The 24,236-nt window shown below is 65.5% G+C and carries 20 protein-coding genes, 1 tRNA gene and 1 pseudogene; 12 read left to right on the top strand and 10 right to left on the bottom strand.

Annotated elements, in window-relative coordinates:
• Positions 1-40: 40 nt before the first annotated feature.
• The gene (locus tag Q9R14_RS10300; protein WP_306002311.1) at positions 41-1,681 is read right to left on the bottom strand and encodes a serine hydrolase; all 1,641 of its coding nucleotides are present in this window, start codon (positions 1,679-1,681) and stop codon (positions 41-43) included.
• Positions 1,682-1,727: 46 nt separating this feature from the next.
• Positions 1,728-3,613, bottom strand: a pseudogene (locus tag Q9R14_RS10295) (BCCT family transporter).
• 175 nt (positions 3,614-3,788) lie between these two features.
• Here Q9R14_RS10295 and Q9R14_RS10290 point away from each other — a divergent pair.
• Positions 3,789-6,080, top strand: coding sequence for a TonB-dependent receptor domain-containing protein (locus Q9R14_RS10290; RefSeq protein ID WP_306002310.1), 2,292 nt, complete (start codon positions 3,789-3,791; stop codon positions 6,078-6,080).
• 22 nt (positions 6,081-6,102) lie between these two features.
• Here Q9R14_RS10290 and Q9R14_RS10285 read toward each other — a convergent pair whose 3' ends face one another.
• The gene (locus Q9R14_RS10285) at positions 6,103-6,744 is read right to left on the bottom strand and encodes a LysE family translocator (RefSeq protein ID WP_306002309.1); all 642 of its coding nucleotides are present in this window, start codon (positions 6,742-6,744) and stop codon (positions 6,103-6,105) included.
• Between the two features lie 174 nt (positions 6,745-6,918).
• Between Q9R14_RS10285 and clpB the strand changes: the two genes are divergently transcribed.
• The 3 genes from clpB (at position 6,919) to Q9R14_RS10270 (ending at position 10,820) form a co-directional block, all read left to right on the top strand.
• Positions 6,919-9,507 (top strand): ATP-dependent chaperone ClpB, encoded by a 2,589-nt coding sequence (clpB, locus tag Q9R14_RS10280; RefSeq protein ID WP_306002308.1) that lies wholly within the window; start codon positions 6,919-6,921, stop codon positions 9,505-9,507.
• Positions 9,508-9,561: 54 nt separating this feature from the next.
• Positions 9,562-10,065, top strand: coding sequence for a hypothetical protein (locus tag Q9R14_RS10275; RefSeq protein WP_306002307.1), 504 nt, complete (start codon positions 9,562-9,564; stop codon positions 10,063-10,065).
• Positions 10,066-10,274: 209 nt separating this feature from the next.
• Positions 10,275-10,820: a hypothetical protein gene (locus tag Q9R14_RS10270; protein WP_306002306.1), complete on the top strand. Its 546-nt coding sequence runs from the start codon at positions 10,275-10,277 to the stop codon at positions 10,818-10,820.
• A 194-nt stretch (positions 10,821-11,014) separates the two neighbouring features.
• Here Q9R14_RS10270 and Q9R14_RS10265 read toward each other — a convergent pair whose 3' ends face one another.
• The 3 genes from Q9R14_RS10265 to prmC all read right to left on the bottom strand — a co-directional run bounded on the left by Q9R14_RS10265 (position 11,015) and on the right by prmC (position 13,797).
• Positions 11,015-11,371, bottom strand: coding sequence for an endonuclease domain-containing protein (locus tag Q9R14_RS10265; RefSeq protein WP_306002305.1), 357 nt, complete (start codon positions 11,369-11,371; stop codon positions 11,015-11,017).
• Positions 11,368-12,557, bottom strand: a protein-coding gene (locus tag Q9R14_RS10260) for an IS3 family transposase (RefSeq protein ID WP_306002304.1) whose coding sequence is annotated in 2 segments (ribosomal slippage) — positions 11,368-12,305 and positions 12,305-12,557 — 1,191 coding nt in all. Because the reading frame shifts where the segments join, the coding sequence is not laid out codon by codon here. Before Q9R14_RS10260 ends, Q9R14_RS10265 begins: the two co-directional genes overlap by 4 nt.
• A 328-nt stretch (positions 12,558-12,885) precedes the next feature.
• Complete coding sequence (prmC, locus tag Q9R14_RS10255) at positions 12,886-13,797, bottom strand: peptide chain release factor N(5)-glutamine methyltransferase (RefSeq protein WP_306002303.1); 912 nt, start codon at positions 13,795-13,797, stop codon at positions 12,886-12,888.
• Positions 13,798-13,859: 62 nt separating this feature from the next.
• On the opposite strand from prmC, the gene Q9R14_RS10250 reads away from it, so the two are divergent.
• Complete coding sequence (locus Q9R14_RS10250; RefSeq protein ID WP_306002302.1) at positions 13,860-15,164, top strand: YihY/virulence factor BrkB family protein; 1,305 nt, start codon at positions 13,860-13,862, stop codon at positions 15,162-15,164.
• On the opposite strand, the gene hslU is transcribed toward Q9R14_RS10250, so the two are convergent.
• Entirely contained in the window at positions 15,154-16,455 is a 1,302-nt protein-coding gene (hslU, locus tag Q9R14_RS10245) for an ATP-dependent protease ATPase subunit HslU (RefSeq protein ID WP_306002301.1), read from the bottom strand. The two genes, Q9R14_RS10250 and hslU, sit on opposite strands and share 11 nt — an antisense overlap.
• Positions 16,456-16,590: 135 nt before the next feature.
• Between hslU and Q9R14_RS10240 the strand changes: the two genes are divergently transcribed.
• A complete protein-coding gene (locus Q9R14_RS10240) occupies positions 16,591-17,121 on the top strand; it encodes a GNAT family protein (protein ID WP_306002300.1) in 531 nt (176 codons plus the stop codon).
• A gap of 65 nt (positions 17,122-17,186) precedes the next feature.
• Here Q9R14_RS10240 and ppa read toward each other — a convergent pair whose 3' ends face one another.
• Positions 17,187-17,747: an inorganic diphosphatase gene (ppa, locus tag Q9R14_RS10235; RefSeq protein WP_039246191.1), complete on the bottom strand. Its 561-nt coding sequence runs from the start codon at positions 17,745-17,747 to the stop codon at positions 17,187-17,189.
• Positions 17,748-17,887: 140 nt separating this feature from the next.
• On the opposite strand from ppa, the gene Q9R14_RS10230 reads away from it, so the two are divergent.
• Positions 17,888-18,571, top strand: coding sequence for a DUF599 domain-containing protein (locus Q9R14_RS10230; RefSeq protein ID WP_055803258.1), 684 nt, complete (start codon positions 17,888-17,890; stop codon positions 18,569-18,571).
• A 257-nt stretch (positions 18,572-18,828) separates the two neighbouring features.
• Here the strand turns inward: Q9R14_RS10230 and Q9R14_RS10225 are convergent, their stop codons facing one another.
• Positions 18,829-19,653, bottom strand: coding sequence for an N-formylglutamate amidohydrolase (locus Q9R14_RS10225; protein ID WP_306002299.1), 825 nt, complete (start codon positions 19,651-19,653; stop codon positions 18,829-18,831).
• Positions 19,654-19,765: 112 nt separating this feature from the next.
• Here Q9R14_RS10225 and cpdR point away from each other — a divergent pair, with 112 nt between their 5' ends.
• The 5 genes from cpdR (at position 19,766) to Q9R14_RS10200 (ending at position 23,555) form a co-directional block, all read left to right on the top strand.
• Entirely contained in the window at positions 19,766-20,122 is a 357-nt protein-coding gene (gene cpdR / locus Q9R14_RS10220) for a cell cycle two-component system response regulator CpdR (protein ID WP_017506825.1), read from the top strand.
• A gap of 136 nt (positions 20,123-20,258) precedes the next feature.
• A tRNA-Val gene (locus Q9R14_RS10215) sits at positions 20,259-20,333 on the top strand.
• A gap of 74 nt (positions 20,334-20,407) precedes the next feature.
• Positions 20,408-21,922 carry a DUF6538 domain-containing protein gene (locus Q9R14_RS10210; RefSeq protein ID WP_371929716.1) on the top strand — a complete coding sequence of 505 codons (1,515 nt, stop codon included), beginning with the start codon at positions 20,408-20,410 and terminating at the stop codon, positions 21,920-21,922.
• Between the two features lie 116 nt (positions 21,923-22,038).
• The gene (locus Q9R14_RS10205) at positions 22,039-22,830 is read left to right on the top strand and encodes a hypothetical protein (protein ID WP_306002297.1); all 792 of its coding nucleotides are present in this window, start codon (positions 22,039-22,041) and stop codon (positions 22,828-22,830) included.
• A 446-nt stretch (positions 22,831-23,276) separates the two neighbouring features.
• Entirely contained in the window at positions 23,277-23,555 is a 279-nt protein-coding gene (locus tag Q9R14_RS10200; protein ID WP_306002276.1) for a hypothetical protein, read from the top strand.
• On the opposite strand, the gene Q9R14_RS10195 is transcribed toward Q9R14_RS10200, so the two are convergent.
• Positions 23,552-24,190 carry a recombinase family protein gene (locus Q9R14_RS10195; RefSeq protein WP_306004142.1) on the bottom strand — a complete coding sequence of 213 codons (639 nt, stop codon included), beginning with the start codon at positions 24,188-24,190 and terminating at the stop codon, positions 23,552-23,554. The two genes, Q9R14_RS10200 and Q9R14_RS10195, sit on opposite strands and share 4 nt — an antisense overlap.
• Positions 24,191-24,236: the final 46 nt, after the last annotated feature.

Genomic DNA, 24,236 nt, shown 5'->3' with positions numbered 1-24,236 from the left:
CGTTCCGGTTTGCGACCCTGGGTCACAGGGTCGTCCCAAGTCACACGCGCGTCAGTCTCAGGTCCTGATAGTCGTAGCTGAAGTCGATGTCGGGGCTGACCCCCTTCACCGTCGCGGTCGCCGGTTTGGCGGTCAAGATCGAGAAGGTGACGAAGGCGTCCTCCTCGCGCTTGTCCGGGAAACGGGTGCGGAAGGTCTCGCCGTCATACGGCTCCAGCCAGCCTTGCAGGGCGGGCGTATGGGTGAAGCTCAGCCACAGGCCGCTCTTCCTGTTTCGGCCGCGTCCCTCGGTCCTGGGCGCAATGACGATGTCGCCGTACCACGGGTCGCGCCAGGTCCCGGCGTAGGCTTCCAACGGCATGGACGGGGGCGCGCCGGCCGCCTGTTTGGCGTCGATTTCGGCTGCGGCGGCGATGGATTTCGCATTGCCCTCGGCCTCCAGCTTCTTGGAGTCTGCGATCCAGTCCACATCGACCTTGCCCATGCAGATGTCGGTGATGCCGGACCGCAAGGCGCGCAGCAGGAAGCTCTCCTCGGCGTTGGAGAAGACGCTGAAGCCGGTCTTGCGGCCAGGGATCAGCACGGTGGCGGAAATCCCGCCGGGCGAGCCGCCGCCATGGCTGGCGATCCGCTCGCCGCGATAGTCCTGAACCTGAAGACCCATCGCATAGGTCGAGGCGATGGATCGGTTGGGCAGTTCCGCCGTCGGTCCGGCCGACGAGCCGACGATGATGTTGGGGCGATACATCTCGCGCGCCGCATCCTCGGAATACAGCCGCGTCCCGTCCGCCAGCTTGCCGTCGTTCAGCCGCACGGCGATCCATTTGGCCCAGTCGGTCGGGGTGGTGCAGATGCCCCCCGCCGCTGCAGCGGAGTCCCAGTTCCACACCTCGACGATGGACTTGGCGATCGGCGTCATCGCGCCTTGATAGCGCAGCGGCGGCCCGACCCGGCCGTGGGGCAGGGCGGACTTGGACGCATCCGCCAGACGCGCCAGCGGCACAGTCTCGGTCATCCCAACCTTGTCCAGGATGCGCGTCTGGATGAAGGCCTCCCAGCTTATCCCAGACACGGCCTCCAGCACCGCGCCCGCGACCACGAACATCAGGTTGCAATAGTGATAGCGCGCCCGGAATCCGTCCTCGATCGGCACAAAGGCGGCTTGGGCCAGCACCTCGGCGCGGGTGCGGTCGCTGTTGGGCCAGAACAGAAGGTCGCCGGCGCCCAGGCCGAACCCGGCCCGGTGACTCAGCGTATCGCGCACCGTGATGTGCTCGCCGATATAGGGATCGGACAGGGTGAAGCCGGGCAGATAGGTCCGAACCGGCTCGTCCCACTTCACCTTGCCCTCGTCGACCAGGATGGCCAGGGCGGCGGCGGTGACGTTCTTGGTGTTGGAGGCGATGGCGAACAGGGTGTGCTCATCGGCCCGCGCCGGCTTGCCCTGAACCTTGACGCCATAACCGCGCGCCAGAACGGCCGCCCCGTCCTTGACCACTGCGACGCCCAGCGCCGGCTGATCCGGCCAGGCCGCCATGCACTTGGCCACATAGGCGTCCACCACCGCCGCCAGCGACGCATCGTCATTCGCCGGCGCGCTCTGGGCGAACACGGGTCCCGCCGCCAGCGCCGCCGCGCCTCCGGAAGCGAACAGGGTGCGGCGCGACAGACGAAGGGACATGGCGAACTCCAGCGAAGACCGCCGGACGCTAGCGCCCCTTCGTCGTCTATGCCAGTCGCCAGCGTTGAAGCTTTTCCAGCACGTCGGCGACGATCTGGTCGCGGGTGAAGCCGGTGATGTCGTGGGGGCGTTCGCCTTGGCCGGTCTGGGCGGTCAGTCGCCATTCCAGAAGGCGACGGCCCTCGGGCGTCTCGCGCTGGGTCACGGCGGGACGCGGCCGCGAGCGGGCGCCCAGGCGATAGATGAAGGTGCGCTCGCCCTGTTTGACCGTCAGCCAGGCGACGCCGTCGTCGCGCCCGATCTCGGACTCCGCCGCCTCGGCCTCCATGGCGGCGTGAACCGTTTCCAGCGCAGGCAGGCCGTGGCGCTCGATCTCATCGTTGATATCGCTGCGGCTGGCCGGGGCCAGAATGCGTTTCAGCTGCTGCGCCAGTGGGGCGCCTTCGGTCTCGAGGCTGCGGCCCGCGACGTCGGCGGTCATCTGGCGCACCAGGCCGATCGACAGCAGGATCATGATCAGGACGAAGGGCAGGGCGGCAGCCAGGGTGGCGGCCTGTAGCGCGCCCAGCCCGCCCGCCAGCAACAGGGTCGCGGCGATCAGGCCCAGCAGCAGGCACCAATAGACCCGCTGCCAGCGCGGCGTGTCGTCGGCGCCGCCAGAGGCGATGGTGTCGATCACCAGGGCCCCCGAATCGGCCGAGGTGACGAAGAAGACCGCCACCAGCAGGATGGCCAGGCCCGAGGTGAAGGCCGCGCCCGGCAGTTGCTCCAGGAAGTAGAACAGGGCGGTCGACAGGTCGGCCGAAACGGCGTTGGAAATCGCGCCCGCCGCCTGGCCCATGTCCAGGCTGATCGCCGTATTGCCGAAGACGGTCATCCACAGGAAGGTGAAGCCGGCCGGCACCAGCAGCACGTTCAACAGGAACTCCCGCACTGTTCGGCCGCGCGAAATCCGGGCGATGAACATCCCAGCGAAGGGCGACCAGGCGATCCACTAGGCCCAGTAGAACAGGGTCCAGTCCGCCATCCAGGCGCGCGGCTCATAGGCGTACAGGGTGAAGGTCCGCTCGACGAAATGGCTGAGGTAGAAGCCGATGTTCTGGACCAGCGCCTTGAACAGGAAGCCGGTCGGCCCGACCACCAGCACGAACAGCATCAGCAGCACCGCCAGAACCAGGTTCAGCTCCGACAGACGGCGCACCCCCTTGCCGACCCCGCTCATGACCGAGGCGGTCGCCGCCGCCATGACCACGACGATCAGCCCGACCTGAACCCAGGCCGTGTTGGGAACGCCCAGCAGATAGGTCAGGCCGCTGTTCATCTGCGACACGCCGAAACCCAGGGACGTGGCGATGCCGAACGCCGTGCCCCAGATGGCGAAGATGTCGACCGCATCGCCGATGGGTCCGTTGACGCGCTTGCCCAGCAAGGGCGACAGGCCTGACCTCAGCGTCAGCGGCAGACCCTTGCGGTGCGCGAAGAAGGCCAGGCTGAGGCCCACCAGCGCATAGATCGACCAGGCGTGGGCCCATAGTGGAAGAAGGTGATGCCCATGGCCTGACGCGCGGCGTCGAAGGTGCGGCCGGCGCCCTCGGGCGGATTGATATAGTGCTGGATCGGCTCGGCGACGCCGAAATACATCAGGCCGATCCCCATGCCGGCGGCGAACAGCATGGCCAGCCAGGACAGATAGGGAAAGTCCGGCTCGGCGTCGTCCGGCCCCAGCTTCAGCGCGCCCGTGGGGCCGATCGCCAGCACCAGCACCAGCCCCACGAAGGCGGCGACCGAGGCGATATAAAGCCAGCCGAAGGTGTCGATCACCCAGGCCTGAACACTCTGGAACAGGCGGTCGGATTCTCCCGGCGCGACGATGGCGACAAGGAGCAGCAGCGCGATGATGGCGCTCGCGCCCCAGAACACGCGGGGGTTCATCTTCGTGGTCAGCATCGGGTCAAAGCGTATGGCGAAGCTGACAGTTCCCAGCTTGGCCACAACCGCGCCGTCTCGATGAAGAAGATGTAACTTTGCGATTCAAAGTAACATCGATAGTCAGGCTTATCGACGGGCGCAAACAGACGCCCGCGCACTCTTTCAGGATCGCCGGGGCATGACCTCTTCCAAATTCGTTCTCATGCTGGGTGCGGCCGCCGTCGCCCTGCCCGGCGCCGCTCTGGCCCAGACTCAAACGCCGTCTCAGACCCCGCCGCCGGCGACGACGAGCCAGCCGGCCGCTCAGACCCCGGCGACGGCGGCCCAGACGCCCGCGCCGCGCACTCAGACGACCGAACCGGCCCAGCAACAGCAGCCCGCCAGCGTCGGCGACGTGGTCGTCAACGCCCGCGCCAATGACGTGCGCACCTCGATCGACTCGGTCAGCTACAGCCTGGCCAACGACCTTCAGGCGACGACGGGCAGTCTGGCTGACGCGCTTCGCAACGTGCCGTCGGTGGACGTGGATCCTGAGGGCAATGTGTCGCTGCGCGGCGACGCCAATGTCACCATCCTGGTCGACGGCCGCCCGTCCGGCATCCTGACCGGTCCCGGTCGCGGCCAGGCCCTGATCCAGTTGCCGGCCAGCCAGTACGCCCGCATCGAGGTCATGACCAATCCGTCCGCCGCCTACAGCCCCGAGGGTTCGGGCGGGGTCATCAATCTGATCACCAAGCCCACGGCGCCCAAGCCGGGCACCCAGACGACCGGCTCGCTGCGCGTCAACGTCGGCGACAACGGCCGCTGGAACGCGGGCCTCAGCGGCTCGTACCAGAAGGATCGCCTGACCCTGTCGGGCGACGCCAGCTATCGCTCCGATCCGACCGAACTGACGTTCAACCGCGTCCGTGAACAGCTGGATCCGGTCACTGGCGCGGTGGTTTCGACCACGACCGTCGAACAGCCTGTCGGGTCCGAGCAGAACGGCGCCTTCGCCCGCTTCACCGCCGAATACAAGCTGGACGACAAGACCCAGCTGACCGGCGAACTGCGCGGCGTGGCCTTCGACGGCACGGGTTCGGGCGACGGCCTGTATGAAACCCTCAACGCCGCCGGCGCGGTGACCAGCGCCTATCGCCGGGTCGGCGATTCCGACTTCACCTTCAACAACTGGGGCGCCACGGCGCGCGTGCTGCGCCGCTTCGACGGCGACGGCCATGAGTGGTCCAACGAGCTGCGCTACGATTCCAATGCCAACGACACCACCAGCCAGACCCTGACCACCTTCCTGACCCCGGCGGGCGCGGCTCTGTACGAGCGGACCAAGACCGCGGTCGATCAGGTCACCTGGGGCTTTACCAGCGCCTATACCCGCCCGATGTCCGACGGCGGCAAGCTGCGCCTGGGCTATGAGCTGAACGCCCAGCGGCCCGAGCAGGACGCCGAGTTCCTGCGCGGTCCCTCGCAGGCGGCCCTGGCGCCGGTCCCGGCCCTGAACAATCGCTTCGAAGCCACCCAGACGGTGCATGCCCTCTACACCACTTACGAGCGGCCGCTGGGCGAGAAGCTGTCGGCCCAGCTGGGCCTGCGGCTTGAGCAGGCGGACATCGAGATCAAGGATCTGACCGGCGGCGCCGCGGCGTCCCAGGACTATTTCCGCGCCTATCCCACCGCCCACGTCCAGTATCAGCTGACGCCCGAACAGACCCTGCGCGCCAGCTATTCGCGCCGCATCCAGCGGCCCCAGCCCAGCCAGTTGAACCCCTTCGTCGTCTATCAGGACCCGCTGAACGTCCGCTCGGGCAATCCGGATCTGGAGCCGCAGGAGACCGACAGCTTCGAGGCCATGTGGCAGATGCGAAAGGGCCAGAGCTTCTATCAGGCCACCGCCTATCTGCGGAACACCGACAAGGCCTTCACCGACGTGGCGTCCGACATCGGCGGCGGCGTCTTCCTGACCCGTCCGGAAAACCTGGGCTCGCGTCGCGACCTGGGGGTGGAGGCGACGGCGAACGGGCGTCTGCATCCGACCCTGCGCTACAGCGCCAGCGTCAACGTCTTCCGCCAGGAGATCGACTCGGGCGCCGTCGTCGGCGGCGGCGACCGCGAGGCGACGCTGGCCAGCGGCCGTCTCAGCCTGAACTGGCAGCCGACGGCCAAGGACTTCGTCCAGGTCTCCAGCTTCTGGCAGGGCGACAGCCTGTTGGCCCAGGGCCGGCGCGAGGCCGGCGGCATGGTCAATCTGGGCTATCGCAGAAAGCTGAGCGAGCAGCTGTCGTTCAACTTCACCGCGCGCGATCTGTTCAACACCTTCAACACCACGACCATCTACGAGACGCCGCAGTTCCGCGAACGCTCGGAGCAGGACATCAAGCTGCGGGCCTTCTATATCGGCCTGACCTGGAACTTCGGCGGTCCGCGCCGCCAGCCGGAACAGTTCGACTTCTCGACCGGCCCGACCGGGGGCTGACGGCCTGACGGGGGATGCGGGCTCAGGTTCGCGTCTCCCAGGCCAACCAGGCGGCGACCACGACGAGGCCGCCGGCCATCACCATGCGCAGGGCGCGACCCCGCATCCGGGGCGCCAGCCGCGCCGCGCCCGCGCCGCCGATCACGATCAAACTGTGCACCAGGACGGCGACCGCCAGATGCAGGCTCCCCAGCGTCAGGGCCTGGCTCAGCGGCGCGCCGTGGTCGGGCCGCATGAAGGTCGGCAGCAGGGCGACATAGAAGACTGCAGCCTTGGGGTTCAGCAGATTGCCCATCAGGCCGCGCACGAACAGGCCGCGCAGCGACCGCGCGTCCGGCGTGGCCGCCGCCTCGATCGTCGGCGCGCGCCACGCCTCCCACGCCAGCCACAGCAGAAACAGCACGCCCGCCCAGCGCAGGCCCTGATACAGCGGCGGCCAGGCGGAAAAGACCTCCGCCAGCCCATAGGCGGCCGCCAGCATCCACACCGCCAGCCCCAGGGTCACCCCCGCCACCGCCGCGAAACCCGCCAGCCGTCCGCGCGCCAGGGCGACCAGCGCCAGCCAGCCCATATTCGGCCCCGGCGTCAGCTCGATCAGCGCCACGGCGATCAGAAAAGGGCCGACGACGGCCGGATCGACGGGCCAGGCGGAATGGGCGATCACGAGGCGCTCCTGTTCAGTCAGAGCCTAGGCGCGGGGCGGCGAAACGGACAGCCCCGAAAGCCGCCCTACGGACCCCTTGTGTGACCCGATCGTCACACCCACCTCGATCTCAACGGCGTGCTGCTCAGCAGAGGGCGCGCTGAAATCCATCCGCCTCCCGAGGGGACTGACACCATGAATCTCGAACTCTATTCCGACCGCGCCAAACAGGCCGTCCAGTCGGCACAGTCGCTGGCGCTCGCCCGCCGTCACCAGCAGTTCGCGCCCGAGCATCTGCTCAAGGTGCTGCTGGAGGAACGCGACGGCCTGGCCAGAAACCTGATCACCGCCGCCGGCGGTGACGCCCGCCGCGCTGAGGCCGATGTCGAAACCGCGCTGAAGAAGCGCGCCCAGGTCACCGGCGGCTCCGGCCAGCTCTATCTGGACGGCGACACCGCGCGCGTCTTCGCCGCCGCCGAGGAAGCCTCCAAGACCGCCGGCGACGCCTTTGTCACCACCGAACGGCTGCTGGCCGCGCTCGCCAGGGAAGGCGGGGTCGCCGCCGAGGTGCTGAAGGCTTCGGGCGTCACGGCCGACAAGCTGGAGACCGCCATCGCCGAGGTGAGGAAGGGCAAGACTGCCGACAGCGCCGGCGCCGAAGACGGCTATGACGCCCTGAAACGCTACGCCCGCGACCTGACCCTGGCCGCCCGCGACGGCAAGATCGATCCGGTCATCGGCCGCGACGAAGAGATCCGCCGCACCATCCAGGTCCTGGCCCGCCGCACCAAGAACAACCCCGTCCTGATCGGCGAACCCGGCGTGGGCAAGACCGCCATCGTCGAGGGTCTGGCCCTGCGCATCGTCAACGGCGACGTGCCCGAATCCCTGCGCGACAAGACCGTCATGGCGTTGGACATGGGCTCCCTGATTGCCGGCGCCAAATATCGCGGCGAGTTCGAGGAGCGTCTGAAATCCGTCCTGTCCGAGGTCTCGGCGGCTGAAGGCGGGATCATCCTGTTCATCGACGAGATGCACACCCTGGTCGGCGCCGGAAAGGGCGACGGGGCCATGGACGCGTCCAACCTGCTGAAGCCGGCTCTTGCGCGCGGCGAGCTGCACTGCGTGGGCGCAACGACCCTGGATGAATACCGCAAGCACGTCGAAAAGGACGCCGCTCTGGCCCGCCGCTTCCAGCCGGTCTTCGTCGCCGAACCGACGGTGGAGGACACCGTCTCCATCCTGCGCGGCCTGAAGGAGAAGTACGAGGTCCACCACGGCGTGCGCATTTCCGACAGCGCGATTGTGGCCGCCGCCACTTTGTCGAACCGCTACATCACCGACCGTTTCCTGCCGGACAAGGCCATCGACCTGATCGACGAGGCCGCCAGCCGCGTGCGCATGGCCGTGGACTCCAAGCCCGAGGCCCTGGACGAGATCGACCGCCGCCTGGTCCAGCTCAAGATCGAACGCGAGGCCTTGAAGAAGGAAACCGACCAGGCCTCCCAACACCGTCTGGAAAAGCTGGAGGACGAGATCGCCGATCTGGAAGGCCAGTCCGACGACCTGACCACCCAGTGGAAGGCTGAAAAGGACAAGGTGGGCCAAGGCGCTCAGCTGCGCGAAACCCTGGACCGCCTGCGCCTGGAACTCGCCAACGCCCAGCGCGCGGGCGACCTGGGCCGGGCGTCAGAGATCGCCTACGGCCAAATCCCCCAGATCGAAAAGCAACTCGAAGAAGCCGAGGCGAACGAGACCAGCGGGAAAGGCCCCCTGACCCCCGAGGTCGTCGACGCCGAACAGATCGCCGCCGTCGTCAGCCGCTGGACCGGCGTGCCCGTCGACAAGATGCTGGAGGGCGAACGCGAGAAACTGCTTCAGATGGAGACCGCGCTCGGCGGTCGCGTGGTGGGTCAGGACGAGGCTTTGGCCGCCGTCTCCGACGCCGTGCGCCGCGCCCGCGCCGGCCTGAACGACCCCAACCGCCCGCTGGGCAGCTTCCTGTTCCTGGGCCCGACCGGCGTGGGCAAGACCGAACTGACCAAGGCGCTGGCCGACTTCCTGTTCGACGACGAGGCGGCCATCACCCGCCTGGATATGTCGGAATATATGGAGAAACACAGCGTCTCGCGCCTGATCGGCGCCCCGCCCGGCTATGTCGGCTATGACGAGGGCGGCGCCCTGACCGAGGCCGTGCGCCGTCGCCCCTATCAGGTCGTCCTGTTCGACGAGGTCGAAAAGGCCCACCCCGACGTCTTCAACGTGCTGCTGCAGGTGCTCGACGACGGCCGCCTGACGGACGGGCAGGGGCGCACCATCGATTTCAGGAACACCCTGATCATCATGACCTCCAACCTGGGCAGCCAGTATCTGGCCGATCAGGGCGAGGGCGACGACGTGGAGGCCGTGCGCCCCTTCGTCATGGACGCCGTGCGCGCCCACTTCCGGCCCGAGTTCCTGAACCGGATCGACGAGATCATCCTGTTCCACCGCCTGGGCCGCGACCAGATGGGCGGCATCGTCCGCATCCAGCTGTCACGCTTCGAAAAACTGCTCGCCGACCGCCGCCTGACCCTGGACCTGGACGACAGCGCCCTGACCTGGCTCGCCGACCGCGGTTACGACCCGGCGTATGGCGCACGGCCCCTGAAACGCGTCATCCAGAAGGACCTGGTCGACCCGATCGCGCGCAAACTGCTGGCTGGCGAGATCGAGGACGGCGGCGTGATCGCCGTCACCGCCGGCGAAGGCGGGTTGGAGATCGGGAAGATGCGGGTGCATTGAAGACTGCGACAATCTGGGGTTTACGCGATGGGGAAAACCACGCGATGCTCAGATATGCTTTCGCTTGACGAGATTGACCGCCTGCTTGCCTCAACCAAGGTTGTTGCTGGACAGCCTAACTGGCGAGAAGACCCCAACAGTGACGGTCGGGCGCTTCTTGTTGTCACGCTGTTGCTCGACGGCATCAGCGTTCGCGGGCTCGAAGTGCGCGGGAATGCGACCATTCGCACTCAGCGTCAGTCGGTAAGTTTATTGCTTATTGCTGACGGCGATCCGATTCAAAGGCTGAGCTTTCAACCCAAGGCGCAGCACGTCAACTCCCTTCGGCCCACGCTACCTCGTGAGTTGAGGGGGAGCAGGCTGCCGGCAGGTGTTACCCGCTACTACCCATGGGAATTCAACCGGCGTTGGCCCCGGCAGCGACAACCCAGAGAGCGATATGATGCCTACGTTGAATCGAATCTGACCGATTTGGACGCCGCGATGATGTTCTTTCTAGAGAGATGCAATATTGTAGGGAGCATTCCGCCCCCGCCGCACCGGCCGGAACTTTTCTAGTGTCAGACCAATACGAAGTTCTCAGAGACGCTATAGCCGGCAGCCAAAAGCCTTGGTTTGCTGACGGTGTAATTCGTGTGCCTACGACCACATTGTTCCCTAGCGGAGAGCTGATCAGCCTTACGGTTGTTCCCACTCGAAGTGGCAGCTTTCGTGTTTCTGACGACGGATTAGGGCGCACAGCGGTTCTAGATGAGGGCGTGCATCACATGCGTCCCGGCGATCGCAAACGTGCTGAAGCAATCGCCGATTTTTCCGGTCTCCGATTTGAAGGGGAGGCATTTGTTGCTGACGATGTAAGCGCGGATAATTTAGCGTCAGCTATGGCTCTAGTCGCCGAAGCTTCTCGGTCATGGGCTGCCCAAATGTTGGACAGGTCAACGCGCAACCGGGAGCGCGCGCTCTTTGAGGTAGTCAAAGACAAACTTGAAAGAGCTTATTCTACCCCGATGGTTCATTCCAAAATTGCGGTGCTCGGTGCGAGTAGCAGTCAATACGATTTTGATTTCGGCGTGAAACTTAACAGCGGGCGCTTCGCACTTTTCGAAATCATCAGTCCGGCCCCTCCATCCGTAGCGTTCGCTCACACTAAGTTCTCCGATGTGCAACGCGCACAGCCTGATTGGCCCCGCGAGGCGGTTGTGGAAGATTTGAATGCGTGGCCATCGGAGTCGCTAGCGCTCATTTCCCAAGTGACGTCTCATGTTCGACCCGCCAGCGCAGATTGGAAAGACTTGCCTTTGATGGCTGCCTAAACGTCGCCTCTTCTCCGTTGGGAGAAGGTAGCCGCGAAGCGGACGGATGAGGGTTGGGCGTCGAAGTCGGCGTGAGCCGTCGCAACGGTCGTGCCGCAGCGGTTGGTGTGCGGCGGGCGACCCTCACCCTTTCGCGCAAGGCCGCTCGCTGCGCTCTCGGGCGCTCAAGCCCTCTCCCAATGGGAGAGGGAAGGTCACAGGCCTAGCGTTTTGGCGTGGGCGCGGATGGCGGCGTCGATGCGGGCGGGGTCGGCCAGGGCTTCGGCGTTGGTGAAGCGGATGACGGTCCAGCCCAGCGCCTCGATCGCCTGCTGGCGATAGTGGTCGTTCAAGACGACCTCGTCGCGCTCATGCACTCCGCCGTCGATCTCGATGACCAGCCGCAGCGGCACGCAGGCGAAATCGACCACGAACCGGCCGACCGGGTGCTGGCGTCGCACTTTCCAACCGTCGACGGCGCCGCCGCGCAACCGCGCCCATATCCGCTCCTCGGCCAAGCCGCCGACTTGGCGCAGTCCGCGGGCGCGCGTGACGTGACCCCCGTTTCTCATCCAGCCATAGCGAGAGTCCCGGGTTGATCTGAGCTGGGGCTGTCGGGGTTGGCAAGAGGCCGGTCAGCGCAGCCCCCAACCAGCGCAGCGGACCGGCCGATCTGTCCGGTGAGCGCTTCTGCATAAGCCTGCGGCGTCAGCCACCCGAGCTTCGAGTGCGGACGCCGCTCATTGTAATCGCGCCGCCAGGTCTCCAGTACCGCGCGGGCGTGCGGCAGGGATCGGAACAACGTCTCGTTCAGTAGCTCGTCACGCAGCCGCCCGTTGAAGCTCTCATTGAAGCCGTTCTGCTGGGGCTTGCCCGGCGCGATGTAATGCCAGCCGACGCCGGTGTCGTCGGCCCAGGCCAGGACAGCGTTCGAGGTGTACTCCGTGCCGTTGTCGCTGACGATGGTGTCGGGCCGGCCCCGCTGCCGGATGACGGCGTCCAACTCCCGCACGACCCTCGCGCCCGACAGCGAGGTGTCGGCCACCAGCGCCAGGCATTCACGCGTGCAGTTGTCGATCACCGTCAGGATGCGGAAGCGCCGCCCGTCAGTCATCTGGTCGGCCACGAAGTCCAGCGACCAGCGCTGGTTCGCCACCAGTGGCAGCTCCAGCGGTCTTCGGGTGCCGATGGCGCGCTTCCGACCGCCGCGTCGACGGACCGTCAGTCGCTCCTCGCGATAGATTCGCTGAACCCGCTTCCTGTTGACCGCATGGCCCTCGCGCCGCAGCAGCACGTGCAGGCGGCGATAGCCGAACCGGCGACGCTCCTGGGCGAGAGCCTTCAGCCGGTCGCGCAGGGCGCCGTCGTCCGGGCGCGTCGCCTGATAGCGCACGCTCGTCCGATCAACACCCAGCACACGGCACGCCCGCCGTTCGCTCATCTCGTAGACGGCCTGCAGATGACCAGCCGCCTCGCGATAGCCGGCGGCCGTCACCACTTTTTTCCCAGCAGGTCCTTCAGCGCCACGTTGTCCAGCATCGCGTCCGCCAATATCCGCTTGAGCCGAGCATTCTCATCCTCGAGCGCCTTCAGCCGCCGAGCCTCCGACACATCGAGCCCGCCGAACTTGGCTTTCCATTTGTAAAAGGTCGCCGAACTGACCCCGTGACGCCGACATATCTCCGCCGTCGCCACACCGGCCTCCTGCTCCCGCAGGATCCCGATGATCTGCTCTTCCGTGAATCTTGATCGCTTCATTCTATCCGTCCTTCGTTGGGCGGACTCTAGCTATTCCTGGAGGAGTTTCAGGGGGTCACGTCACGCGGCGTCAGGCGGTTGGTCGTCATGGGCGGCTCCTCGTGGCGCACCCTAACGCAAAGCCGCCAGCCTGCGCATCTGCGACGCCTACCGCCAACGATTCCAACACCCTGCCGCCGGGCAGCGTCATCCTTCTGCCCACACCCCCAAACCGTGCGATCCTGTCTCGGTTCGTCCGCAGGGGACGTGTCGCACGGTCGGGGAGGGCCAGATCAGACGAATTAGACGAATTAGACGGTGTTTTTGTCCGCCGACCGTCTGATCTCGGTCAGTCCTGCGGGATGGGGTTGGTGCGCGGGTCCGGGCCGTTGGTGACAACGCGGTCGCGTTCGCCCAGGTCCTTGATGATCTTGACGTCGGTGAAGCCGGCGGCCTCGAACAGCGCCTTGACCTGCGGGCCCTGGTCAAAGCCGATCTCGACGGCGAAGACGCCCAGCGGCTTCAGGATGCGTTTCACCTCGGGCGCCAGGTCGCGATAGGCCTGCAAGCCGTCCGGACCGCCGTCCAGGGCCAGGTGCGGGTCGTGGTCGCGGACCTCCGGGTCCAGGGTCGCGATATGGTCGGTCGGAATATAGGGCGGGTTGGACAGCACCAGGTCGAAGCTGGCGTCGCCGAAGCCTGCGGCCCATTCGGTGCGCAGGAAGGTGGCGCGCTCGTTCAGGTCCAGGTTGGCGGCGTTCTCCTTGGCCACCGCCAGGGCCTCGGACGAGATGTCGGTGCCGACCCCGCGCGCGGCCGGCCGCTCGGCCAGAAGCGCCAGCAGGATCGCGCCCGAGCCTGTGCCCAGGTCGATGGCGTCGAAGACCTCGGCCTTGCCGAAGGCCAGCATGGACACGTCCATCAGGGTCTCGGTGTCGGGGCGGGGGCTGAGGACGTCGGGGGTGACGTTCAGCATGATCTTCCAGAAGCCCTTCTTGCCGACGATGCGCGAGACGGGCTCGCGCTTCAGCCGGCGCTCGACCATGGCCTCATAGGCGCTCAACTGGTCGGCGGTGATGGGCCGATAGGGGTCGGTCAGGATGTCCATGCGGCTGGCGCCGGCCGCGGCCTCCAGCAGCAGGCGGGCGTCGATGGCGGGGCTGTCGATGCGGCCGGTCTTCAGCCGGGCCTGCGCCGCCTTCCAGGCGGTCAGCAGGGTCGGGGCGTCGGTGTCGGACTTGGGCGTGATGGGGTCGGTCATGGGCGTTGATTGGCCCGGCCCGGCGACGATTTCAAGCGCGACGGGAGGAACGCGAGGCCAGCTTGACCGTTCGCGTCGGGATGACTGCGCGCCGCCCCTCCCGTCTCGCCCCGCTTCGCAACCTGTTCGCCCGGACGTCAGCGCCGGTCGAGCGCGGCCGGGTGTGGAAGTTCCTGGCCGCCGCCGCCGGGGGTCTGGCCGCCGGGGCCGGCGCCGCCCACCTGCTCTACAGCCAGGGGCACAAGGTCGGGGTCGAACTGCGCGCCCCCCGCCCCGAACCCCTGCCGCCCAAGGTCCCCACGCCCGAGGACTATGAGGCTCAGGAGCCCGGTCGCGGCCGCATGGCCAAACGGCCCGAGCACATTCCGCACAAGGGCTGGTCTGACATCGTCTGGCGCACCGGCGGGTCCTACTTCGGCGACCGGGTCGGCTTCGTCGCCGGCGGCGTGACCTTCTTCACCCTGCTGTCGCTGTTCCCGCTCTTGGGGACGTTCGTCACCCTCTACGGCCTGTTCGCCGATCCGACCGACGCGTGGGGCCGGCTGCAGTTCCTCTACGCCCTGCTGCCCGACAGCATCGCCGAGTTCCTGGGCGGGGAGATGCAGCGGCTGGCCGAGAACTCCAACAGCCAGCTGACCTTCACCCTGGCCTGGACCCTGGCCCTGTCGCTGTGGACCGCCAACGGGGCGGTCAAGGTGCTGTTCTACGGCCTGAACGTCGCCTACCACGAGGTCGAGCGCCGCAACATCGTGCGCTACAACCTGATCTGCATGGCCTTCACCGTCGGGGCCATCATCGCCGTTCTCCTGACCTCGGTCCTGGTCGTCGGCGTGCCGGTGGTGGTGCGGCTGTTCGGGCTCGAGGAGGAGTGGGGCCTGATCGCGCCGCTGCGCTGGCCGCTGCTGCTGGCGGGCTATATCGCGGCCCTGACCGTCATCTACCGCTATGGCCCCTGCCGTCAGCGCGCGCGCTGGCGCTGGGTCACGCCGGGCGCGATCTTCGCGGCGGTGCTCAGCCTGACCGTCTCTTTCCTGTTCAGCTGGTATCTGTCCAACTTCGTGCGGACCGACAGTTACGGGCCTTTGGCGGCGATGATGGGCTTTCTGCTGTGGACCTGGCTGTCGGTGCAGGTGATCCTGATGGGCGCCGAGCTGAACGCCGAGATCGAGCACCAGACCGCCGTGGACACCACGACCGGCAAGCCCCTGCCGATCGGCGAGCGGGGCGCCCAGGTCGCCGACAGCATCGGCGCCCGGCGCGGCAACCCTGCGGCCCTGGCCTTCACCCAGCGCCAGGCCGAACGGGTGGCGGATCGCCTGCGCGGCCGCCAGAACCGCAAGGCCGCCGAGCGCGTCGCTACAGAATGAAGCGGCTCAGATCGACGTCCTTGGTCAGGGCGTCCATCTTGTCGCGCACCGCGTCGCCGTCGAAGGTCACGGTCTGGCCCGACAGGTCCGAGGCCTTGAAGCTGGTCTCCTCCAGCACGCGCTCCATCACGGTCTGAAGCCGGCGCGCGCCGATGTTCTCGACCGCGCTGTTGGCCGCCACCGCCGCATCGGCCATCGCCTCGACCGCATCGTCGGTGAAGGTCAGGGTCACGTCCTCGGTGGCCAGCAGGGCCTGGTTCTGACGGATCAGATTGGCTTCCGGCTCGGTCAGGATGCGTTTGAAGTCGTCGCGCGTCAGGGCCTTCAGCTCGACCCGGATCGGCAACCGCCCCTGAAGCTCGGGCAGCAGGTCGGAGGGCTTGGCGACGTGGAAGGCGCCCGAGGCGATGAACAGCACATGGTCGGTCTTCACCGGCCCGTATTTGGTCGAGACCGTGGTGCCCTCGATCAGGGGCAGCAAGTCGCGCTGCACCCCTTCGCGCGACACGTCGGCGCCGGATGCGCCTTGGCGAGCCGCCACCTTGTCGATTTCGTCCAGGAAGACGATGCCCTCGTTCTCGGCCAGTTTCAGCGCCTCCTGCGTCAGGCTGTCCTGATCCAGCAGCTTGTCGCCCTCTTCGGCGATTAGCGGCGTCGTCGCATCGCGCACCGTCAGCTTGACGGTCTTGGTGCGCCCGCCGCCCATCTTGCCCAGCATCTCCGACAGGTTCAGCAGGCCGACATTGCCGCCGCCCGGAATGTCGAGGCCCTGGATCGGCGACGCGGTGTCCGCTAGCGAGAGCTCGATCTCCTTGTCGTCCAGTTCTCCGGCGCGCAGCTTCTTTCGGAAACTGTCACGCGTCGCCGGCCCCGCGCCGGGTCCGACCAGGGCGTCCAGAATCCGGTCCTCGGCGGCGGCCTCGGCCTTGGCCCGCACGTCGCCGCGCCGGCGCTCGCGCACCATGATCAGCGCGCTTTCGACCAAGTCGCGCACGATCTGATCCACGTCGCGGCCGACATAGCCCACCTCGGTGAACTTGGTCGCCTCGACCTTCAGGAAGGGCGAGCCCGCCAGCCGCGCCAGCCTCCGCGCTATCTCTGTCTTGCCGACGCCGGTGGGGCCGATCATCAGGATGTTCTTGGGCGTCACCTCGTCGCGCAGGTCCGCCGGCACGCGCTTCCTGCGCCAACGGTTCCTCAGGGCGACGGCGACGGCGCGCTTGGCGTCGTTCTGGCCGACGATATAGCGATCCAGTTCTGAGACGATCTCGCGGGGGGTCAGTTCGGTCATGCGACGCAGATAGGAGAGGCCGAACCGTTGCGGGAGAGGGGCGGGGCGTCGCAGCGCGCACAAAATCCTATCGTCATCGGCGAAAGGGCGTCATGCCGATCGTCAGAAACGCGCACGCTGCACCCCAGGCCAACGATGACACCCCTGCAAACGGATCGTCTGACCCTTCGACGCTTTGAGGCCGGCGACGCCGCAGACCTGTTCGCCTACCTTCATCAGCCGCGCGCCGCCTGTTTCGCCGCGATGACTCTTCAGGACATGGTGGCGGCCGAAAAGGAAGTCCTCAAGCGTGGAGCCGAGGGCGAATATATCGCCGTCCAGTCCAAGGCCGACGGCCATGTCATCGGTGATGTCTTCGCAATGTTCGAGGCGCCGGACACCTGGTCCATCGGCTGGAACTTCAACAGCGCCTATGGGGGCGCCGGCTATGCGTCCGAAGCGGCTCGCGCCCTGGTCGACCATCTTTTCAAGGACAAGGCGGCCCGTCGCCTGTACGCCTATGTTGAGGACGACAATCTGGCGTCACAGAGGCTTTGCGAACGGCTGGGCATGCGGCGAGAAGGACTGTTCCGCGAGTTTATCTCGTTCGTGAACGACGCCGCGGGCCAGCCGATCTACGTCAACACGTGTCAGTACGCCCTTCTGCGACACGAATGGCGAGCCTGACGGTCAGCAAAAAGGCGTCCCCTGATCGGAGGACGCCTTAAGGCTTCAAGCGCTTATCGCCCGTATCAGGCGGCGTTGGCGGCCTTGTTCTTGGCCAGCTTGTCCTGATGGGCCTGCATGCCCTTGGCGATCAGGTCGGCGGCCTCGCCGGCGTCGCCCCAGCCCTCGACCTTGACCGACTTGCCCTTCTCCAGATCCTTGTAGCGGGTGAAGAAGTGCTCGATCTGCTCGATCAGGATAGCGGGCAGCTGACGATAGCTGGCGATCTCGGTGTAGTAGGGGTTCAGCTTGTCGACCGGCACGGCCAGGATCTTCTCGTCGCCGCCGGCCTCGTCCACCATCTTCAGCACGCCGATGGGGCGCGAGCGGATCACGCAGCCCGGAACGACCGGCGTCGGGTTCAGCACGATCACGTCGCAGGGGTCGCCGTCGTCCGACAGGGTGTGCGGCACGAAGCCGTAGTTGCCCGGATAGTACATGGCGGTGTGCAGGAAGCGGTCGACGAACAGAGCGCCCGATTCCTTGTCCATCTCGTATTTCACCGGCAGGCCGCCCTGCGGGATTTCGATGATGACGTTGATGTCCCAGGGAGCGTTCGGGCCGACGGGAATGGCGTCGAGGTTCATGGCGGGTCTTTGCTGCGACTGCGAAACTTTGAAAGGCGAAGGGTGATAGGCTCCCCGGCCCGTCACGGCAAGGGCGACCTGTGGGGAAGGCCGCCTCCGGCGGGCTTGCGTCGCGGCGCATCATCGCGGACATCTGGATCATGACCTGGACCGATTGGGCGGCGCTGGCCCTCTTCTTCATCTGCTGGCTGGGATACAGCCCCATCCTGGCGTTCATCAGCCGACGGGGCGGCTCGCTGAACCAGGACATGGAGCATGTCCGCGCGGCCTGGATGCAATCCATGACCCATCGCGAGATGAAGTTGATCGACAGCCAGCTGATGGGTCATTCGATCAACTCCGCCTCCTTCTTCGCCTCCACCAACCTGCTGCTGATCGCGGCGGTCGCAGGCATCCTGTTCGGCGGCGAGAGCGCGCTTCAGGGGTTCGCCGCCGTCGGCGCCGAAAACGTGCCGATGAAGATTCTGGAGGCCAAGCTGGCGCTGGTGCTGATCTGCCTGGCGCGCGGCTTTCTGGATTTCATCTGGGCGCTGCGTCAGATGAACTACGCCCTGGCGCTGATCGGCGCGGCGCCGGAGATCCACACCAAGACCGACCGCAAGGCCTTCAGCGAGGCGGCGGGCCAGCTTTTGAACCCGGCGCTCAGTTCCTTCAGTCAGGGTGTGCGCGGCTATTACTTCGCCCTGGCGGCGGCGGCCTGGCTTTTCGGGCCGCTGTGGCTGGCCTTGGGCGTGGCGTCCTCGTTCGGCCTGTTGATCTATCGTCAGGAAGCGTCGCCCGCCGCCCGCGCCATTCGCAACGCACGGCGGCTGCTGGACAACTGACCCATCCCTTCGCAGTTGCGAAATCGAACGCCCGTCCGACTTTGGTCGAAAGAGCGCCGTCTTGTCAGGCGATCCGCCATATTTGCGTAACAAGGCGTGACCAAGCGGGCGCGCATGGGTCTTGACCCATTGTGCATCGCAACCTAAGTTGACCTCTGACGCCTCCGGGCGTCTTGCCCTTCCTGGGCGTTTCCTCCCTATAGACTTTTATGCCGCACCCTCGGGTGCGGCTTTTTTTTGATCTGATCAGCGATCAGTCAGGCCGACCACGCGTCCGCGCACAGGGCGGCGATCACGCGCGACAGGGCCTTGTGCGTCTTGGCGTAGGTCGCGTTGGGGGCCAGCGTCGTCTCGTCCAGATACAGTTTGCGGCTCAGCTCGATCTGGATGGCCTCGTAGCCCTCGTCCGGACGGCCCCAGCGCTGGGTCGACCAGCCGCCGGCGTAGGGATGGTTCTGCGCCACGCGCCAGCCCAGCCCCTCGAACAAGCCGCGTAGCCGTCGGCTGAGCCGCGCGCTGCAGGCCGAGCCGTAACGGTCGCCCAGCACGACTTCGGCCCCGACGGCGCGCGCTGGCATCGAATGCCAGTCGATCAGCACGGCTCGTCCGTGCCTCGCGCGCGTCGCCTGCATCCGTTCGCCCAGGGCCTGGTGATAGGGCGCGTGGACCCTGGCGATGCGGTGCGTGGCCTCCGCCAGCGTCAGCCGGCGCGCATAGAGCGGCGTCCCGTCGCCGGCCAACCGGGGGATAACGCCGTACCCCGCCGCCGTCTTGGCCCCCACCGGCCCCTCCAGATCCTCGATCAAGGCCGGGTCCAGCTCGGACGGATCACGGTTCAGATCGACATAGGCCCGGCCGATCCGCCCTTCGATCAGCGCGGCTCCTCTGGGCGGTCCCTCTGCGATCAAGCGCCCGACCAGGGCGTCCTCGGCGCTTTTCAGGCTGGCGCGCGACAGGCCTGGCGCCGCACCCATGTCGTCGGGATAGAGGTCGCCGGAGTGAGGCGAGGCGAACACCAGCGCCGTCGCGGGCGCGTCCGCCGCTGGGGCGGTGATCGAAAAGCTGTCGCCGCCGTCGGTCATGCTCCCGCTTAGCGCGTTTCGCTGTGGAAGGAAGTCGGCTGATCGGCGAATTTCATCGGCGGTTTACCGTTCGGGCTCTAGGTTTGCGGTCTGTTTCAAGGGTGTTTCTCGAATGGCGCGTATTCTCCTGGCCGAAGACGACGGTTCGTTGCGCGGATTTCTGACGCGCGCGCTGGAGCGGGCAGGCCACCAGGTCATCGACTGCGAGAACGGCGACGACGCGATCGACGCCCTGGAACACGGTCCCTACGACCTCCTGCTGACCGACATCGTCATGCCAGGCGCCGACGGGATCGAGGTCGCCCGCGTCGCCGCCGCCCGCCAACCCGGCCTGCGCATCATGTTCATCACCGGCTTCGCCGCCGTGGCCCTGACGGCCGCCCAGGCCACGCCGGACGCGAAGGTGTTGTCCAAGCCCGTCCACCTGCGCGACCTGGTCAATGAGGTCGAGCGGATGGTCGCCGCCTGAACCTTCGCTGCGATTGGGCCGAGCGGCGTTTGGCGAGAAATCGTATTCTTGCCGTTAAATCGGCTTGATGCCGACCGGCCTCGCCGCTATACGACCGCTCTTCCCGCTCCGAAGACGTTTTTCGGAGCCCTACGGCGGATGCGTAGCTCAGCGGGAGAGCACCTCGTTGACATCGAGGGGGTCACAGGTTCAATCCCTGTCGCGTCCACCATTCCCTCCCAAGACATTGCAAGCGTTGAAGAAACCGCTCTCGGGCGGTCGAAAACGCCTGTTTGCTACAGCGGCTTGCTACAGCAGCAGTGTCTGGATCAGCCCGAAAACGGTTCTGAAACAACGACTTCAGATGATGCGGCTTGCTACAGCAACCTGCTACGAAAACCGTCCCAACGGCTCCCTCAACCGTGTTCACGGCCGCCCCATCGTCGGCGCCCAAATCCTCCCGGCCTGATCATCCGGGGAAGGGTCTTTCACGTTCGGGTGGCGGTGCCCCGGAAGGTTCAGCCGACAGTCGGTCGAACGGAGGTCTGGCGATCTCTCGGAACAGGCAACCGATCCGAGGCCATCCGAAAATCCAAGGTGGTGATCGCTAATCTGGAGCGGTCGTTCTGGGCAGCGGGGGGAATATCGGCTGCTGATGCACCTGCCACCGAGATTGCCACGCGACAGCCAGTCGTGGTCGAGGCAGCACCGGTCCCCGTTATGACCTTTGGCGATCTGTTCCGCCATTTCCATGCCGACCCATCGAAGGTCCGAGCACCCAAAACCCAGATGATCTACGATGGGCTTCTTTGGATCACGTCGAGCGTCTGGGGAGAGAATCGTTCTCTGACGTCCATAGACCGTTCGGCATGCCGTGAACTGTTGGAGGTGCTCCGCTGGCTACCTTCGAATCCTGTGAAGCGGTTTCCGACCTTGAGTGCCGTCCAAGCCGCCAAGATGGCGAAGAGGCAGGGTCTACAAACGACCCTCTCCCCCGGCTCGATTAATGGCTACATGGCGAAACTTCGCGCCCTGCTGACTTTCGCCGCAAACGAAGGATGGATTGGGAAGAACCCAGCGACCGGGCTGAACGTGATTGACCCCATTCGGGACAAGGACAAGCGGCTTCCATTTTCGTCAGAGCAGCTACGATTAATTTTTGAAGCACCGATCTACAGAGGGTGCGTCGATGACGAATGGCATTTTGCCACGCCGGGACCAAATCGCCCGCGACGCGCGCGTTTCTGGATTCCGCTAATAGCCCTCTACAGCGGCATGCGGCTTAACGAGATTTGCCAGTTGGATGTCGCTGACGTTCGCCGAGTGGATGGAGTTGATTGTTTCTGGATCACCGGCGGATCGACGCAGAACGCTGGTGACAAGAGACTGAAAACTGCTTCGAGCGAACGCCTGATACCCATTCATCCGATGCTGATCGCTGCGGGCTTTATGACCTTCGTTTCCGAAAGGTCGGGCGGTAAGAAGCTCTTCCATGAACTGCCGCGCTCCAAGGCGGGCTACTACTCCGACAGCTTCTCGAAATGGTTTGCCCGGTTCCTTGAAAAAGCCGGGGCAGCGCGTCCCAAGACCTGCTTCCATTCGTTTCGACATTGCTACCGGGACGCTCTTCGAAACGCCGGGGTGGACCATGAAGCGGCCTTGGCTCTTGGCGGTTGGGCGGCCTCCAGTCGAGACGGAGAGAGCGTTTCAGATGCTTACGGTAAGGGCCTTGGGATCGCCCGACTGGCCGAGGCCATAAGTCGGTTGGACTATCAAAGCTTGGACTTGGAGCACCTACTGCCCAGCCCTCGTGGAGGATAGAAAGCCCGCAAGTCTATGCACGTTTTCCCGACATGCATAGAAAACTGGGTTTCCCTATACAGGTTCGCATAGGGTCGGGCCGAATGCCCGATAGGGCATGCCTTGGGGGGGCGGAATTGACAGCACCAAACGCCAGAAGGCAGCGGGAAGCCCGCAAGACGCTGGACAAACTGTTCGCTGATCCAGTCGGTGTCTGGGTCATCCACTATTCGTGTGAGAGCTTCTACGACAGGCCGAATGGGTTCTCGCCTCGCATCACGTCGATTGCGACCCGCAAACTACATTCCGGCCAAACGGTCTCGTTTTCGATCCATCAGGTAGCGGAAAGACGCCGTGTGCCGCCCGGTCAGATCGCCGAGGAATACGATGGCCTCGAACGGCAGATGCTGGACGAATTTTTCCAACATATCTCCGGCTATAGGACCATCACTTTCCTCCATTGGAACATGCGAGACATCAACTATGGCTTCGCTGCCATAGAGCATCGCTACCGGGTGCTGGGGGGTGATCCTTACGTCGTGGACGATGGCTATAAGGTCGATCTGGCGAGGCTGTTTATCGACATCTACGGGGTCGGATACACAGGCCATCCGAGGCTTGAGACGCTGCTTCAGCAGAATAAAATCGAAGCGTTGGATATGCTGAACGGCGCGGGCGAGGCAGAGGCTTTCGACGCCGGTCGATACGTCGATCTACACAGGTCCACGCTGCGGAAGGTCGATGTTATCGCCAACCTTGCGTCACGGGCGCACGACCGCGCGCTGAAGACGAACACGAGTTGGTGGCAGATGCGAGGAGGAAGCTTTGTCTCCCTTATCCGGTGGATCACAACTAACCACCTGATCCTGTTCCTCATTGCTGTTGTCGGACTGATCTTCACGACGATTGGTCTGGTGATCACGCTCTAAAGCATGTCGGCTGAACCTTCCGGGGCACCGCCACCCGAACGTGAAAGACCCTTCCCCGGATGATCAGGCCGGGAGGATTTGGGCGCCGACGATGGGGCGGCCGTGAACACGGTTGAGGGAGCCGTTGGGACGGTTTTCGTAGCAGGTTGCTGTAGCAAGCCGCATCATCTGAAGTCGTTGTTTCAGAACCGTTTTCGGGCTGATCCAGACACTGCTGCTGTAGCAAGCCGCTGTAGCAAACAGGCGTTTTCGACCGCCCGAGAGCGGTTTCTTCAACGCTTGCAATGTCTTGGGAGGGAATGGTGGACGCGACAGGGGACGCTCCTGCCACGCTTTCCGGTGAGCGTTCCGAAGCGTCTTGATCGTCGATGTCGTCCATGAGAGCGGCTCTGCGGCTGGCGATGAGAGAGTCGCCGAGGCTCTGATCGGACGGGGAGAAGGTCAACGTGTGGAAGCTGGATCACGTCGTCTCTGCGTCCGATGTTGACGCCGAGGAGCAGCGGCTCGCCGAGGTGCTGGCCAAGGCGGGCTACGATGTCGGGAAGCTGTCGCTGAACGCGCTGGCCCAGCAGGTTCTGGCCGAGCGGGCGAAGGCGGTAGTGATGTCTATCGGCATCGAGCCGTCGAACTGGCCGCACTACCCGCTGGGTAATGGGGGCGTCGAGGTGCGCTTCCAGTTCAGCCGCGAGGAAGATCAGGTGAACGCGAAGCTGGCTTTGGCTTAAGCCGGGACGCTCTCCATCGACCGCTTGATGGCGGTCACGGTCATGGGCGACGCACGATGCAGCCGGGCGGTGGCGCGGATGCCCTGACCGTCTCGCAACGATTTCCTGATCGCTTCCACACGGTCGTCGGGCATGGGCTTGCGACCGCTCTTCTTCGTCGTCCGCCGGAGGCCCGAGAACACGCGCTCCCTGTGAATGGCCCTTTCGAATTCGGCAAAAACGCCAAGCATCGAGAACATCATCCGGCCGGAAGGCGTCGAGGTGTCGAGGCCCTGCGTGTGAACGTAGAGGTCTACGTTCTTGGTCTGGATGTCGCCGAGGAAGTGAATCAGGTCAGGCAGGGATCGGCCGATCCGGCAGACCGAGAAGCAAGCGATCAGATCGAACTCTCTGCGTGCGACCCCTTTCAGCAAAGCGTCGAAGCCCGGTCGTTTGTCTCGTCCCTTGGCGCCGGATATGCCCTCGTCGAGGAACGTCGCCACGATCTCCCAGTCCTGCCTCTGGGCCACGGCTCGCAGATCACGAAGCTGGTTCTCGACGGTCTGGTTTTTGTCCGCCGTGCTCACACGGCAATACAACGCCACACGCTTGGTCAGGGTGTTCTCCGATCCGGTGATTGGAGAACAGGCTCTCATGGATCGGTAGGCCGTCAACCAGATCGGCCCCGACCTATTCGCCGCA

This window comes from Brevundimonas sp. C43, from assembly GCF_030732185.1.
GTDB lineage: Bacteria > Pseudomonadota > Alphaproteobacteria > Caulobacterales > Caulobacteraceae > Brevundimonas > Brevundimonas diminuta_C.
Note: the sequence above shows the minus strand (reverse complement) of the source record. Positions and strands in the feature narration are given on the sequence as shown.

What these genes read in the sequence shown, in the direction of transcription:
- Q9R14_RS10300 (WP_306002311.1), bottom strand. Translation starts at nt 1,681, where the DNA reads ATGTCCCTTCGTCTGTCGCGCCGCACCCTGTTCGCTTCCGGAGGCGCG.
- Q9R14_RS10290 (WP_306002310.1), top strand. Translation starts at nt 3,789, where the DNA reads ATGACCTCTTCCAAATTCGTTCTCATGCTGGGTGCGGCCGCCGTCGCC.
- clpB (WP_306002308.1), top strand. Translation starts at nt 6,919, where the DNA reads ATGAATCTCGAACTCTATTCCGACCGCGCCAAACAGGCCGTCCAGTCG.
- Q9R14_RS10275 (WP_306002307.1), top strand. Translation starts at nt 9,562, where the DNA reads ATGCTTTCGCTTGACGAGATTGACCGCCTGCTTGCCTCAACCAAGGTT.
- Q9R14_RS10270 (WP_306002306.1), top strand. Translation starts at nt 10,275, where the DNA reads ATGCGTCCCGGCGATCGCAAACGTGCTGAAGCAATCGCCGATTTTTCC.
- Q9R14_RS10265 (WP_306002305.1), bottom strand. Translation starts at nt 11,371, where the DNA reads ATGAGAAACGGGGGTCACGTCACGCGCGCCCGCGGACTGCGCCAAGTC.
- prmC (WP_306002303.1), bottom strand. Translation starts at nt 13,797, where the DNA reads ATGACCGACCCCATCACGCCCAAGTCCGACACCGACGCCCCGACCCTG.
- hslU (WP_306002301.1), bottom strand. Translation starts at nt 16,455, where the DNA reads ATGACCGAACTGACCCCCCGCGAGATCGTCTCAGAACTGGATCGCTAT.
- Q9R14_RS10240 (WP_306002300.1), top strand. Translation starts at nt 16,591, where the DNA reads ATGACACCCCTGCAAACGGATCGTCTGACCCTTCGACGCTTTGAGGCC.
- ppa (WP_039246191.1), bottom strand. Translation starts at nt 17,747, where the DNA reads ATGAACCTCGACGCCATTCCCGTCGGCCCGAACGCTCCCTGGGACATC.
- Q9R14_RS10230 (WP_055803258.1), top strand. Translation starts at nt 17,888, where the DNA reads ATGACCTGGACCGATTGGGCGGCGCTGGCCCTCTTCTTCATCTGCTGG.
- Q9R14_RS10225 (WP_306002299.1), bottom strand. Translation starts at nt 19,653, where the DNA reads ATGACCGACGGCGGCGACAGCTTTTCGATCACCGCCCCAGCGGCGGAC.
- cpdR (WP_017506825.1), top strand. Translation starts at nt 19,766, where the DNA reads ATGGCGCGTATTCTCCTGGCCGAAGACGACGGTTCGTTGCGCGGATTT.
- Q9R14_RS10195 (WP_306004142.1), bottom strand. Translation starts at nt 24,190, where the DNA reads ATGAGAGCCTGTTCTCCAATCACCGGATCGGAGAACACCCTGACCAAG.